Here is a 13397-nt window from a genome sequence, read left to right on the forward strand (position 1 = left end):
CCGCGTCAGGCCTTGTGCGAGGACTCCAGGTGGGCGAAGACCACCACGTTGTCCAGGTAGTCCCGCCGCTTCTTGTCGTACGCGCCGCCGCAGGTGATCAGGCGGAGCTGGGCGTCGGGCGTCTTGCCGTACACCTTCTTGTCAGGGAACGCGTCCTTCGCGAAGGTCTCCACCGAGTCCACCGAGAAGACCGCGACGGTGCCGTCGGCGCGGCTCACCTCGACCTTGTTGCCCGGCAGCAGCAGGCTCAGCAGCAGGAACACCGCCGGGCCCTTGGTGGTGTCCACGTGCCCGGCGACGACCGCGCTGCCGCGCTCGCCCGGGGTCACGCCGTCGCGGTACCAGCCGACCAGGTTCTTGTCGTTCGGCGGCGGCGCGTTGAGCTGGCCGGTCGGGCCGAGGGTCAGCTCGGTGAACGGCGCGTCCACGGCGATCTGCGGGATCCGCAGCCGGGTCGGCTTGGCGCTCTTGAGCGCCGGCGTACCCGGCACGGCGGCCGCGGGCGGCGGGGAGGCGGCGGCCGACGGCCCGGGGACGGCAGGCGCGGCGGCCGCCGGGGGAGCGGCCTGGGTCGCCGCCTCGTCGGTGCGCGGCCCGGTGTCCACCGAGTTGTAGATCAGCAGCAGACCGACCGCTGCCGCGCCCATCCCGGCGCGCAGCAGCCGGGGCATTCCAGAGGCGGGACCGCCCGTCATTCCTGTCCTCCGCTCAACCGGTTCCGAACGGCCCGCCACCCCCGGGACGCCCCGTCCCGGCCGGGGAGGCGCCCGGAGGCGGCGGAAGCAGGGTGCGGGGCGTCAGGCGACCGCGCCGGAGGCACGGCGGCCGCGGCGCAGGGCGTAGGCGCCGGCCCCGAGGCCGCCGAGCAGCAGCACCGCGCCGGAGGCGAGGCCGCCGCCGGACAGCGCCAGGCCGCCACCGCCGGTGTGCACGCCGCCGTGCGGGGTCGTGTGCTCCTCGTCCTTGCTCTCGGTGCCCTTGTGCTCGCCGGAGCCCTTGTGTTCCTCGGTGCCCTTGTGCTCCTGGGAGGCGGCGCCGCCCATCTTGTCGTCGGCAGGCTTCGAACTGTCCGCGGGCTTCGAACTGTCGGCCGGCTTCGAGCCGTCGGCGGGCTTCTCCTGCCAGGTGAGGTTCTTGCCCTGGTCGGAGGAGGAGCCGTCGGCGAAGGCCATGGGGGCGCCGGCGGTCAGGACGGCGGCGACGGCCGCCGCGGCGAGCAGGGTGCGTGCAGAACGCATCAGGTTGTTCCTTTCGGTGCGCGGACCGCGACTGCCGGCACGGTGCCGGACAAGGGGACTCGCGGGGGGTGCGCCTGATCCACCGTCATCCACCGTGCCGTCGCCTGCCACCGGAGCGTGGCAGCGCCGGTGCGGACTGTGCGCCCTTCGGGTGGAGTCCAGGGAGTGTTCACCCGGCTGCCCCGGTGATCCGGGTGAATCCGGCGCGGGCGCCGGAGAGCGCGCGTCCGGGCCGGGCAGGGGCGGCGGGTCGGTCGGGTGCGGGCGAACCAGGCACGGCGGGCACGGTGGAGAGCCGGAACGCGCGACGGGCCCGCCCCCGGCGCACGGCCGGGGGCGGGCCCGTCGGGGCGGCGCGGCTCGGTTCAGCGCTCCCAGCGGTAGAACTCCCGCGCCATCGCGTCCTTCGGCTCACGCCAGGTGGCCGGGTCGTAGGCCTGGACGAAGGCGGTCAGCCGGTCGCTCACGGTCCGGAACTCGGGGTGCCCGATGACCTTGGCGACGGCCGGGCCCGGCGGGCGGTCGGCCTCGATCAGGTGCAGGTAGACGTCGCCGAACTGGAAGAGGCTCCGGCCGGTCACGCCGATCAGGTGCGGGAGCTCGCCCTGGTCGGACTCGGCGAACACCTCGGCGATGTCCGGTGCCGCCTCGGGCTTCATCCGGGCGACGATCAGGGCGCGGTGGGTGCCGTTCACAGCTCCGCCGCCCGCTTCTCGACCTTCTCGCGGATCAGCTGCATCTGGATCCGCGAGTTCTTGTTGATGTGGTTGACCATGCCGTCGTCGTCGACCGGCGCGGTGGGCTTCATCGCGAAGTCCTGGATCCAGCGCATCCTCGTGCCGGCCGGGACCTCCGCGTACTCCCAGCGGATGTCCATGAACTCGAACGGGCCGGGCTCGACCCGGCGGGCGCGCACCGCGAGCGAGGTCTTGTCGGTGGTGCGCTCGGAGACCCAGCTCCACACCTGGCCGTTCTCGTCCGGGTGCATGGTGAGCCGGAACTGCACGCGGTCGCCGTCACGCTCCAGGACGTCCACGGAGGCGTACTCGCTGAAGAGGTCCGGCCAGTTCTCCAGGTCGTTGGTGATCTCCCAGACCAGGTCGAGCGGCGCGGCGATGACGATCTCGTTGTCCGTGTGTCCGGGCATCTCAGGCACCGGCCTTCGCGGAGAGGGAGGAGTTGACCAGCTCCATGAACTCGGCCGGGGTCTTCGCGGACTCGGCGCCCGAGGTGACCTTGAGGCCGTGCCGGTTCTCCAACTCGCCGACGACGCCGAGCAGTCCGAGCGAGTCGACGCCGAACGTGTCGAACTGCGCGCCCGGCTGCTCCAGGTCGACCGGGTCGACGGTGACGCCGGCCCGGGCCTGCAGCAGGGTGGCGAGTTCCGGATAGCTGAGGGTGTTGCTCACGGGGTGCTTCCCTTCGGAGGTGTGACGGAGTGCTTCAGGACCGCTCCCCGCGCCGGAGGACCAGCGCGGAGTTGGAGCCCATCAGTCCGCGGCTGAGCACCAGGGCGGTGCGCAGTTCGGCGGGGCGGGCGCGGTCGGTCACCAGGGCGAGGTCGTGGCAGACCTCGGTGACGTTGGGTGTGGGCGGCAGGACGCCGTCTTCCATGGCCAGCACGGCGGCGGCCACGTCCAGCAGCGGGGCGCCGCAGTAGGCCCGCCCGGTACCGGTCTTGGGCGCGGTGACCGGGACGCGTTCGGCGGCCGGGCCGAGCGCGTCGGCCAGTGCCAGCGCCTCCGCCCGGTCGGCGGCCGGCACACCCAGCGCGTCCGCGAAGACCACGTCGATCTCCTCGGGCGCGATCCGCGCCTCGTCCAGCGCGATCCGGATCGCGGCGGCCAGCCCCTCCCGGGACTCCTCCCAGCGGGAGGCCCCGGTGAAGGTGGCGCCGTGCCCGGTCAGGTGCGCCCGGACGGCGGCTCCGCGTCGCCGGGCGGCCTGCTCGTCCTCCAGCATCAGCATCGCGCCGCCCTCGGCGGGGGCGAAGCCGCAGGCCTTCGCGGTGAACGGCAGGTAGGCTTCCTCGGCCCGCTCGGCCAGGCTGAGCTCGGGGTAGCCGAGCTGGCAGACCATCGAGTACGGGGCCAGCGGGGCCTCGGCGGCGCCGACCACCACCGCGTCGGTGCCGCGCTCGACGGTGCGGGCGGCGTGCGCGAGGGCGTCCAGGCCGCCGGCCTCGTCGCTGGCGACCACGCCGCAGGGGCCCTTGTAGCCGCCGCGGATCGAGATCTGGCCGGTGCTGGCCGCGTAGAACCAGGCGATGGACTGGTACGGTCCGACGAACCTCGGCCCCTGGCCCCAGAGTTGCTGGAGTTCGCGCTGGCCGAACTCGCCGCCGCCGGAGCCGGCCGCGGTCACCACGCCGACCGCGAAGGGCTGTTCGGGGTCGGGCCGGAAGCCGGCGTCCGCCACCGCCAGGTCGGCGGCGGCCATCGCGTAGTGCGTGAAGCGGTCGGTCTGCACCAGGTAGCGGTTGTCGATCGCAGACTGCGGCTCGAAGTCCTGCACCTGGCCCGCGATCCTGAGTGGCAGCTCGGTGCAGCCCTCGCGGGATATCCGGTCGAGGACGCTCACGCCCTGCCTGGTGGCCTTCCAGAAGGCGTCGGCCCCGACGCCGTTCGGCGCCACCACGCCGAGGCCGGTGACCACCGCCCGGCGGCCCTGCTGACGTGACGTCATGGAACTCACCCCGTTCTGTTGAGCACGACGGCGGACTGGAATCCGCCGAATCCGCTGCCGACCGAGAGGATGTGGCTCAGCGGCAGCTCGCGCGCGGTGCGCGGCACGTAGTCGAGGTCGCACTCCGGGTCCGGAGTCTCGTAGTTGGCGGTCGGCGGCACGACGCCGTGGGCGAGCGCCAGGGTGCAGGCGACGACCTCGATCGCGCCGATCGCGCCGAGCGAGTGCCCGACCATCGACTTGATCGAGCTCATCGGGGTCTCGAAGGCGTGGCCGCCCAGAGAGCGCTTGACCGCGGCGGTCTCGTGCCGGTCGTTCTGCTTGGTGCCCGAGCCGTGCGCGTTGACGTAGTCGACGTCGGTGCGGTTCACCCGGGCGTGGGCGAGCGCGTGGTCGATCGCCCGGGACATCTCCAGCCCCTCCTTGGTGAGGCCGGTCATGTGGTAGGCGTTGCCGAAGGTGGCGAAACCGCCGACCTCGCCGTAGATCCGGGCGCCGCGGCGGCGGGCGTGCTCCAGCTCCTCCAGCACCAGGACGGCGCCGCCCTCGCCCAGCACGAACCCGTCGCGGTCGGCGTCGAACGGCCGGGAGGCGTGCTGCGGGTCGTCGTTGCGCTCGCTGGTGGCCTTGATGGCGTCGAAGCAGGCCACGGTGATCGGCGAGATCGGGGAGTCGGAGGCGCCGGCGACGCAGATGTCGGCGCGGCCCTCCTCGACCGCCTGGAATCCGTAGCCGATCGCGTCCAGACCGGACGTGCAGCCGGTGGAGACGGTCTGGACCGGGCCGTGCGCGCCGGTCCGCTCGGCCACCGCGGAGGCCAGCGTGCTGGGGGCGAAGGCCCGGTGCAGCTGCGGCTGCGCCTGCCGGTGGTCCACGTCCCAGCGCGCGCCGGAGGCGCTGACCAGGGCGTAGTCGTGCTCCAGCCGGGTGGTGCCGCCGACGGCGGTGCCGAGCGAGACGGCGATCCGCCACGGGTCCTCGGCGGCGAGGTCCAGGCCGGCGTCGGCGATCGCCTCGTCGGCCGCGACCATCGCGAACTGGACGTAGCGGTCCGCCCGTTGGACGTCCTCCGGGCTCAGCCCGTGGGCCGCGGGGTCGAAGTCGACCTCGGCGGCGATCCGGGAGCGGAACCCGGTGGGGTCGAAGAGCGTGATGCCCCGGGTCGCGGTGCGGCCGGCCGTGAGGAGGTTCCAGAACGCCGGGACCCCGACCCCGCCGGGCGCGACCACACCGATCCCCGTGACGGCGACGCGCCGGGTCACGAGGCCACCTTGGCGTGTTCCGGCGGGCCGGAGGCCGCGGACTCCTCGGTGGTCACGTGGCCCAGGTCGGGGCGCGGGGCGAGCGGACCGAGGTGGAAGACCATCCGGGCCTCGGTGTCGCCGACGTTGCGGAAGCGGTGACGCATGTTGATCGGGATCATCAGGCCCTGGTCGGGCTTGAGCGGGTGGGCCTTCCCGTCGAGGTCCACCTCCAGCTCGCCGGAGACGACGAACACGAACTCCTCGGAGTACGGGTGGTAGTGCTCGCCGATCCGTTCGCCGGGCCGCACGATCGCCAGGCCCATGAAGCCGCTGGTCGCGCCGCAGCTGGTCGGGGTGAGCATGGTGCGTAGTTCGGCGCCGTGGCGGCGGTTCTCCGGAGCCTCGTCGACGTTGACGATCCGTGGGTACTGCGTGGTCATGGTGCTCTTCCTCCGGGAAGTCGACGGGTGCTGACGAAGCGTCAGTTGGCTCGGGGGTCGCTGGAGCTGCGGTCGGTGACCGGGTTCATGGCGCGGGCGGCGAGGAAGGCGCTGAGGCCGGCGACGGTGCGCAGGTCGCCCTGCGGTCCGAGGTCGAGCAGCCGGGCCAGTTCGCCCGCTTCCCGGTCGTCCGCCACGCCGAGGGCCGCCGCAGGGTCGGCCTCGGCCGGCACCCGCAGGTCGACCAGGCGCACCACCACGTCGTCGCGCCGGAACACGGTGCCCGCCGCGACGGGACCGGTCGGGTCGGCGGTGGCCAGGTTGTCGTGCTCGGCCAGCAACTCGGCCACCGCCCGCCCGTTGCCGGGACGGACGGGGTAGAGCACCGCGTGCCGGTGCAGCCGGCCGGAGGCGGGGGAGCCGGCGATCGCCTGGTGTTCGGCGGGCAGCGCCGCCCTGGCGAAGAAGGCGCGGGCCGCCTGCGGGTCGCCCAGCTGGCGGGCCTCTTCCAGGTGCGGGTTGATCGCCTCCTCGACGGCCCGCACCTCGGGCTGCATCGCCACGTGGCGCAGCGCGTCGCCCAGGTTGCCGACCACCTCGACGGCCCGCACGACCCGGTTGCCGTGCATGAACAGCGAGGTGCGCTGCAGCCGCGTGTGTTCGTCGACCTCGGCCCGGGGGGAGGCGTAGCCGGAGAGGATCCGGGCCACCTCGGGCTCGCTGCCGGGCTTGACGGTGAAGGTCAGGGCGTGGCGGACCACGCCGTCCGGGCCCGGCTCGGCCTTCGGCGGGCCGACGTGGCCGGCGGGCGTGGTGGGCGGCAGCCCGGGCGGCACCTCCATCGGGGCCCGGGTGCCGGTGGAGCCGGCCGCCGAGGTCTCGCGCAGGACCGCGTAGCGCAGCGAGCGGAAGTTGTCGCTGACGCAGCCGTGCATCGGCTTGACCATCTCGCGGTGGGCCGGGCTGTCCACCCACTGCAGGAAGGTCTCCTGGTCCTCCCACTCGCTGGTGATCAGCCACTGGCGCGGGTCGTTGATCGACTGGCACAGCTGGTCACTGACGTGGCCGGGGACCGAGGCGACCTGGTGGCGCAGTTGCTCGTAGACGTCGAGGAAGCGCTGCTGGGCGCCGTCCTGGATCTCCAGCATCAGCACGACCCGCAACCGGGTGTCGGAGTCGGAGTGCTGCCTCGGCTGGGGTTCGGACAGAGTTGTCATGATCCACTTTCTGCTCTGGGCCGCACGCTGCGGGCCGTGTCTGTCGTGCCCGGCGGGCGCTCCCCGGCCTGGGAAGGCGGTGCGACGGCGGGTCGAGCCCGGGCGGTCGGCGCCAGGCCTGAGGTCGATCGTGGGCGGCGCACCGGGTGCGGCGCGAGATTTGCGGGCCATCCGAGCGAAGGGGCGGCAGAGCCGGTCCCGGGTGGGGGATGGAAGAGCGGGGCCCCCGGCTGAGCGGGCCCGTCGAGGGCGGCGCCGACCCAGACGCCGGGCCGCGGAATCCCCTGACAGGGTGGAGCAACTGATGAATCCGAAGATCGACGACCGGGTGCCGGTCCTGATCGTGGGCGGCTCGCTGGTCGGGCTGTCGGCCTCACTCTTCCTCGGCCGCCTCGGGGTCAGACACCTGCTGGTCGAGAAGCACGCCGACACCTCGCGTCACCCGCGGGGCCGGGGCAACAACGTCCGCACGATGGAGCTGTACCGGGTGGCCGGGGTCGAGCCGGCGATCCGTGAGGCCGCCTCGGTCCTCGCCCCCAACCACGGCATCCTGCAGGCGCCCTCGCTGACCGGCACCGAGCAGGAGTGGCTGTTCCGCGAGATCGACCCGGGCGGCCGGCTGGCCCGGTTCAGCCCCAGCTCCTGGTGCCTGTGCAGCCAGAACGACCTGGAGCCGGTGCTGCTGCGGGCGGCCCGCGACCTGGGCGGGGACGTGCGGTTCAGCACCGAGCTGGTGTCCTTCGAGCAGGACGCCGACGGCGTGACCTCGGTGCTGCGCAGCCGGGAGAGCGGCGAGCAGCGGGTGGTGCGCTCCGAGTTCCTGATCGCGGCGGACGGCCCGCGCAGCCCGGTCCGCGAGCGGCTGGGCATCGGCCAGAGCGGCAAGGGCGAGCTGTTCCACAATGTCAGCATCACCTTCCGGGCCAAGCGGCTGGCGGAGGCGGTCGGTGACCGGCACTTCATCGCCTGCTACCTGACCAACCCGGAGGCGGACGGCGCGCTGCTGCCGGTCGACAACCAGGAGGAGTGGGTCTTCCACGCTCCGTGGCACCCCGAGCACGGCGAGCCGCTGGAGGCCTTCACGGACGAGCGGTGCGAGCGGCACATCCGCACCGCCGTCGGCCTGCCCGAGCTGGACGTCGAGGTGACCGGCCGGGCGCCCTGGCACGCCGCCGAGCGGGTGGCCGACCGGTACGGCGCCGGGCGCGTCTTCCTCGCCGGGGACTCCGCCCACGAGATGTCCCCGACCGGCGCCTTCGGCTCCAACACCGGCATCCAGGACGCCCACAACCTGGCCTGGAAGCTCGCCGCCGTGCTGTGCGGCTGGGCCGGGCCGAGCCTGCTGGAGACGTACGGGCAGGAGCGGCGGCCGGTCGCCCGGGTGACCAGCGAGCGCGCCTCGGCCCGCTCCGCCGAGCACAGCCACCCGGGCTACGCGGTGGTGCCGGGCGTCGGGCGGCAGGCCGGGGTGCTCGCGGTGGCGCTCGGCTACCGCTACCCGGTCGGCGCGGTGATCGGCACGGACCGGGAGGGCGCCGTCGTTCCCGAGCAGTTCGAGTCGGCGGGCGAGCCCGGCAGCCGGGCCCCGCACCAGTGGCTGCTGCGGGCGGGCGTGAAGCTCTCCACCCTGGACCTGTACGACCAGGCGATGGTGCTGCTCACCGGCCCCGAGGGCGCGGCCTGGCAGGCGGGCGCCCGACGGGCGGCGGACCGGCTGGCCGTCCCGCTGGACGCCTACCGGATCGGCGACGGCGCCGAGGACGACCTGGCCCCGGAGCCGGGCGCGGACTTCGCCGCCCTGCACGGCATCGGCCCGCAGGGCGCCGTCCTGGTCCGCCCGGACGGGTTCGTCGCGTGGCGCTCGCCCGGCCCGGCGCTGGACCCGGAGGCCGAGCTGGGCACGGCGCTGCGGACGGTGCTGGGCCTCTGAGGCACGCGGAAGGGCCCGCCGGTCGGATGACCGGCGGGCCCTTCGGGTCAGGTGCGGGGATCAGTGACCGCCCGCGTCGACCACCTCGACGTCGGCGACCTCGCGCTCGATCTCCTCGGCCGGCAGGGCGACCCGGATCGCCCAGTAGTAGATGCCGAGGGCGAACACCGCGACGATGCCCATGTCGTACCAGAGCGGGATCCGGCCGGTGCCGTCACCGAAGCCGCCCTGCCAGGAGACCAGGCCCAGGCCCAGCAGGTAGACCGGCAGCCACTGGGCGGCCTTCCAGTTCAGGCGCGGCGCGTTCGGCAGGCCCTTCTTGATCGCGTACGCCGCGTAGCTGCCGAGCAGCACGTAGCCGAGGACGATCGCGAGGCCCAGGCGGGACAGGATGTGCCAGCCGGACCAGTAGATGATCAGGCTCGCGACCACGAACGCGGCGGGGGAGATCACGCCGCCCAGCGGCAGCCGGTAGGAGCGCTCACGGTTGGGCAGACGGCGGCGCAGCGCGCCGAAGGCCAGCGGGGCGCCGGCGTACATCAGCACGCTGGCGGAGGTGATGAAGCCGACCAGTTCCTGCCAGCTCGGGAAGGGCAGGAAGCAGATCACACCGGTGACGAAGGACAGGATCAGGCCGAACCACGGCACGCCGTTCTTGTCCAGCTGCTCGAACTTCTGCGGGGCATACCCGTTCTTGCTCAGGCCGTAGGAGATGCGCGAGGTGGAGGTGGTGTAGATCAGGCCGGTGCCACCGGGGGAGATGATCGCGTCGACCTTCAGGATCCAGGCCAGCCAGCCGAGGCCGACCAGGGTCGCCAGACCGGCGAAGGGGCCGTCGATGCCGGGGAAGTCGAGCTTGTCCCAGCCGTTGGCGAAGGCGCTGACCGGCAGGGCGCCGATGAAGACCACCTGCAGCAGGGTGTAGATCAGGGTGCCGATGGCGACCGAGCCGAGCACGGCGCGGGGGATGTCGCGCTTGGGGTTGCGGCTCTCACCGGCGATCTGGATCGCCTGCTCGAAGCCGAGCAGCGCGAAGATGATGCCGCTGGAGCTGATCGCGGCGAGCACGCCCTTGGCGCCGAACGGCGCGAAGCCGTGCGAGGTGAAGTTGGAGCTGTGGAAGCTCGTGATCGCCAGGACGAAGATCGTGAACAGCGGGACGAAGATCTTCAGCCAGGTGGTGACCGTGTTGGTCCGGGCGAGGGCCTTCACACCGAGGAAGTTCACCGCGACGAACACGGCCATCAGCAGGGTGGCGACGATGAACCCGGTGGTGGTGAGGGTGTTGTCGGCGTTCAGCAGTCCGGAGGCCCCTGGCAGGTCCTTTCCGTAGCCGATCATCGCCTCGACCTCGATCGGCGCGACGGTGGCCGCCTGCAGCCAGGAGAACCAGCCGAAGCTCATGCCGGCGAGGCCGCCGAAGGCGTAGTGCGGGTAGCGCGCGGTACCGCCGGCGACGGGGAACAGGCCGCCGAGTTCGGCGTGCACCAGGGCGAGGAGCACGATGGCGACCGCGCCGATGCCCCAGGAGATGACGGCCGCAGGTCCGGCGGCGACCACGCCGTTCTTCGCGCCGTAGAGCCAGCCGGACCCGATGATCGATCCGACGGAGGCCCACATGAGGCCGATGAGACCGATCTGGCGCTTGAGCGACCGGTGGGTGGTTCCGGAGTCGGAACCGGTGCTCTGGCCGGGCGGCGAGATCTGGTTGAGGGAAGCCATTGGCGATCTCTCTGTGTGTGGGGGCTCCGGGATGCGCTCGGAGCGCGGAGAGTTGCCACACAGTAGGGCTATTCATAGACCTCTGCACAGATTTCATTACTGAATGTTTACTTTCTTTGCCGGATATCCGCCCTGGTAGGAGGCATTCTGTTCAGTTGTCTGTTACGTTACTTGTGGGTAAGCCCAGGATTTGAGCAGTGATTGAGCTTCGCGCCGGGGGTGTGCAATATTGACATCCCCGGTGATTCATGAAAATGGCAATCACTGCATAGTGATGCACCCGGGGTCGCTCGGGGTGCGCCGACGGCACACCGCAGCCGCGGTGACCGGGCCGGCTGGGCCGGTCCGGTCACCGCGGCTGCGGTGTGCGTGCGGGGTGGGTCAGCCGGTCGCCTCCCGGTCGGCCAGCCAGGCCGCGGTCAGCTCCCAGACCCGGCGCAGGGCATCGGGCTGGGCCATGTCCTCGTGGCGGCAGTCCAGCGGGTGATCGGTGAGTTCGCCGGTGATGTGCGGCGTCCAGACGGCCCGGTGCGGGACGTCGCGCCCGCGGTCGTCCCGGGCCGAGACCAGCAGCGCGTCACCGTCGAAGCGGCGCGGGCGGTGCGCCCGCAGCAGACGGAAGTTGTTCGCGATCACCCGGGAGGCGGTGGCGAGTTCCTCGGCCGTCAGCTCGATCGACAGCGCGCTCTGGTCGATGAGCTCCTCGAAGCCCTCCGGCTCCGCCCGCCCGGCGTCCTCGGGGGCCCCGGCCGGGCGGGTCGGCAGGTGGGCGTCCAGCAGCACCAGGGCGGCCACCTGCTCACCCTGATCACGCAGTTGGGCGGCGATCTCCTGGGCGACCACACCGCCGAAGGACCAGCCCAGCAGGTGGTAGGGGCCGGCGGGCTGGACGCTGCGCATCCGCTCGACGTACTGCGCGGCCATCTCCGTTATGGATCCCGGCAGTTCGGCATGGAGGTCCGGGCCGGTCGAGCCGTGGTCGGTCGTGCCGTGGTCGTCCGAGCAGTCCCGGTCGTCCGAGCCGTCCCGGCCGTCCGACCCGTCCAGTCCGGCGGCCTGGAGGCCGTAGAGCGGGTAGTCCGCCGGGAGGAACCTGGCCAGCGGCGAGTAGCACCAGCTCGGGCCGCCGACCGGGTGGACGCAGAAGAACGGCTCCCGGGTGCCGGTCGTGCGCAGCGGCAGCAGCATGCCCAGGGCCTCGCGGGTGTCCGGCAGGCCGAGCCGCTCGGCCAGCCCGGCCACGGTCGGCGCGGTGAACAGCGTCTGGATCCCCACCTCGACACCGAGGACCGCTCGGATCCGGCTGACCAGGCGCGCGGCCGTGAGCGAGTGCCCGCCGAGCTCGAAGAAACCGTCGTCCACCCCCACCCTCGGCAGCTCCAGCACCTCGGCGAAGATGCCGCAGAGGATCTCCTCCTGCACCGTGCTCGGGGCGCGGCCGGCCGTCGTCGCGCCGTACGCCGGGGCCGGCAGGGCGCGGCGGTCGAGCTTGCCGTTGACGGTGAGAGGCAGGGCGTCCAGGAGCAGCACCGCGGAGGGCACCATGTAGTCCGGCAGCCTGTCGGCGAGGAACTGCCGGAGCTGAACGGGCAGATCGGTGCCGTCGTCCGCCGGGACCGCGTAGGCGACCAAGCGCCGGTCGCCCGGGATGTCCTCGCGGACCAGGACGGCCGCCTGGGAGACCCGGGGATGGGAGGCGACCGTGGTCTCGATCTCCCCGAGCTCGATCCGGAAGCCGCGGATCTTCACCTGGTCGTCGGCCCGGCCGACGAACTCCAGCTCACCGTCGGCGGTCCAGCGGACGATGTCGCCGGTGCGGTACATCCTCCCTCCTTGCCCGCCACCGGGCAGGAGGGGCCCGTCTCCGGGCTCGAAGGGGCAGGCTACGAAGCGCTCGGCGGTCAGGCCGGGGCGGCCGAGGTATCCCCGGGCCAGGTTGGCGCCCGCCAGGTACAGCTCGCCGGCCACGCCCGGCGGCACCGGGCGCAGTGCGGCGTCGAGCACGTAGACCCGGGAGTTGCCCAGCGGGCGGCCGATCGACGAGGCGGCCTCGCCGGACGCCCCGGAGGCCCGGGCCGTCGACGGGATCGCCGCACTGCCAAGGGAGTTGACGGGCTTGCCGGTGACCCAGACGGTGGCCTCGGTGGGGCCGTACATGTTGACCGTGGCGGGCGCCCGCTCGCCCAGCCGGCGGAACCAGCCGTCCAGGCGGCTCACGTCCAGGGCCTCGCCGCCGAGCACCAGGGTACGCAGCGGGGGCCGGTGCGGCTCGGCGGAACCCTCGGTGGTGGCCGTCCGGGCTGTGCCCTCGGTGTCCTCCGCCGTGACCTGGGTCAACTGGTAGAAGGCGGAAGGGGTTTGGTTGAGGACGGTGACCTGCTCGCGGATCAGGAGGTCCAGGAAGTCCTGCGGCGAGCGGGAGGTCTCGAACGGGACGACGACCAGCCGGCCGCCGTGCAACAGCGCGCCCCACAGCTCCCAGACGGAGAAGTCGAAGGCGTAGGAGTGGAACCAGGTCCAGACGTCGTCCGGGCCGAAGTCGAACCAGCGGGCGGTGCCGGCCACCAGGAAGGCCACGTTCTGCTGCGGGACCACCACGCCCTTGGGGCGGCCGGTGGAGCCCGAGGTGTAGATCACGTACGCCGGGTGGGAGGGCAGCAGCGGTGCCCGGCGGTCGGCGTCCGACAGGTCGCCGTCCGCCAGAGCGGCCAGCCGCTGCCCGGTCGCTGGCTCGTCCAGCAGGACCACCGGCACGCCGCTGCCCGGTACGGCCCCGGCCGTCGCCGTGGACGCCAGCACCACGGCGGGAGCCGCCTCGCCGACCACGTAGGCGATGCGGTCGGCGGGGTAGTCGGGGTCGATGGGCAGGTAGGCGCCGCCGGCCTTGAGGACGGCGAGCAGGGCGACCACCAGGTCGGCGG

12 protein-coding genes are annotated in these 13397 nt (G+C 72.9%); 1 reads left to right on the forward strand and 11 read right to left on the reverse strand.

The annotated features are described in order from the left end of the window. Positions 1–5: 5 nt before the first annotated feature. The 9 genes from AB0D10_RS20720 to AB0D10_RS20760 all read right to left on the reverse strand — a co-directional run bounded on the left by AB0D10_RS20720 (position 6) and on the right by AB0D10_RS20760 (position 6824). Positions 6–695 (reverse strand): class F sortase, encoded by a 690-nt coding sequence (locus AB0D10_RS20720; RefSeq protein WP_360258227.1) that lies wholly within the window; start codon positions 693–695, stop codon positions 6–8. A gap of 102 nt (positions 696–797) precedes the next feature. Continuing rightward, the gene (locus AB0D10_RS20725) at positions 798–1238 is read right to left on the reverse strand and encodes a hypothetical protein (protein WP_360258229.1); all 441 of its coding nucleotides are present in this window, start codon (positions 1236–1238) and stop codon (positions 798–800) included. 365 nt (positions 1239–1603) lie between these two features. After that, positions 1604–1933 carry a TcmI family type II polyketide cyclase gene (locus tag AB0D10_RS20730; protein ID WP_360258231.1) on the reverse strand — a complete coding sequence of 110 codons (330 nt, stop codon included), beginning with the start codon at positions 1931–1933 and terminating at the stop codon, positions 1604–1606. Continuing rightward, positions 1930–2385: an SRPBCC family protein gene (locus tag AB0D10_RS20735; protein ID WP_360258233.1), complete on the reverse strand. Its 456-nt coding sequence runs from the start codon at positions 2383–2385 to the stop codon at positions 1930–1932. The genes AB0D10_RS20730 and AB0D10_RS20735 overlap by 4 nt, the downstream gene beginning before the upstream one ends. Position 2386: 1 nt before the next feature. Next, complete coding sequence (locus tag AB0D10_RS20740) at positions 2387–2647, reverse strand: acyl carrier protein (protein ID WP_360258235.1); 261 nt, start codon at positions 2645–2647, stop codon at positions 2387–2389. Positions 2648–2681: 34 nt separating this feature from the next. Further along, positions 2682–3923: a beta-ketoacyl synthase N-terminal-like domain-containing protein gene (locus AB0D10_RS20745; protein WP_360258237.1), complete on the reverse strand. Its 1242-nt coding sequence runs from the start codon at positions 3921–3923 to the stop codon at positions 2682–2684. Between the two features lie 5 nt (positions 3924–3928). Next, the gene (locus AB0D10_RS20750; protein ID WP_360258239.1) at positions 3929–5185 is read right to left on the reverse strand and encodes a beta-ketoacyl-[acyl-carrier-protein] synthase family protein; all 1257 of its coding nucleotides are present in this window, start codon (positions 5183–5185) and stop codon (positions 3929–3931) included. Continuing rightward, positions 5182–5607, reverse strand: a complete 426-nt coding sequence (locus AB0D10_RS20755) for a cupin domain-containing protein (protein WP_360258242.1) — start codon at positions 5605–5607, stop codon at positions 5182–5184. The genes AB0D10_RS20750 and AB0D10_RS20755 overlap by 4 nt, the downstream gene beginning before the upstream one ends. A gap of 41 nt (positions 5608–5648) precedes the next feature. After that, positions 5649–6824, reverse strand: coding sequence for a SchA/CurD-like domain-containing protein (locus AB0D10_RS20760; RefSeq protein WP_360258244.1), 1176 nt, complete (start codon positions 6822–6824; stop codon positions 5649–5651). A gap of 304 nt (positions 6825–7128) precedes the next feature. Between AB0D10_RS20760 and AB0D10_RS20765 the strand changes: the two genes are divergently transcribed. Next, complete coding sequence (locus AB0D10_RS20765; RefSeq protein WP_360258246.1) at positions 7129–8754, forward strand: FAD-dependent monooxygenase; 1626 nt, start codon at positions 7129–7131, stop codon at positions 8752–8754. Between the two features lie 60 nt (positions 8755–8814). Here the strand turns inward: AB0D10_RS20765 and AB0D10_RS20770 are convergent, their stop codons facing one another. After that, positions 8815–10476, reverse strand: a complete 1662-nt coding sequence (locus AB0D10_RS20770; RefSeq protein WP_360258248.1) for an APC family permease — start codon at positions 10474–10476, stop codon at positions 8815–8817. Positions 10477–10857: 381 nt separating this feature from the next. Next, positions 10858–13397 (reverse strand): amino acid adenylation domain-containing protein (locus AB0D10_RS20775; RefSeq protein ID WP_360258251.1); only part of this gene is annotated, 2540 nt, incomplete at its 5' end.

It is taken from the genome of Kitasatospora sp. NPDC048545 (genome assembly GCF_040651155.1).
Lineage (GTDB): Bacteria > Actinomycetota > Actinomycetes > Streptomycetales > Streptomycetaceae > Kitasatospora.

Bases quoted from the DNA above. Each gene is read 5' to 3' on its own strand.
- AB0D10_RS20720 (WP_360258227.1), bottom strand. From the start codon at position 695: ATGACGGGCGGTCCCGCCTCTGGAATGCCCCGGCTGCTGCGCGCCGGG.
- AB0D10_RS20725 (WP_360258229.1), bottom strand. From the start codon at position 1,238: ATGCGTTCTGCACGCACCCTGCTCGCCGCGGCGGCCGTCGCCGCCGTC.
- AB0D10_RS20735 (WP_360258233.1), bottom strand. From the start codon at position 2,385: ATGCCCGGACACACGGACAACGAGATCGTCATCGCCGCGCCGCTCGAC.
- AB0D10_RS20745 (WP_360258237.1), bottom strand. From the start codon at position 3,923: ATGACGTCACGTCAGCAGGGCCGCCGGGCGGTGGTCACCGGCCTCGGC.
- AB0D10_RS20755 (WP_360258242.1), bottom strand. From the start codon at position 5,607: ATGACCACGCAGTACCCACGGATCGTCAACGTCGACGAGGCTCCGGAG.
- AB0D10_RS20760 (WP_360258244.1), bottom strand. From the start codon at position 6,824: ATGACAACTCTGTCCGAACCCCAGCCGAGGCAGCACTCCGACTCCGAC.
- AB0D10_RS20765 (WP_360258246.1), top strand. From the start codon at position 7,129: ATGAATCCGAAGATCGACGACCGGGTGCCGGTCCTGATCGTGGGCGGC.
- AB0D10_RS20770 (WP_360258248.1), bottom strand. From the start codon at position 10,476: ATGGCTTCCCTCAACCAGATCTCGCCGCCCGGCCAGAGCACCGGTTCC.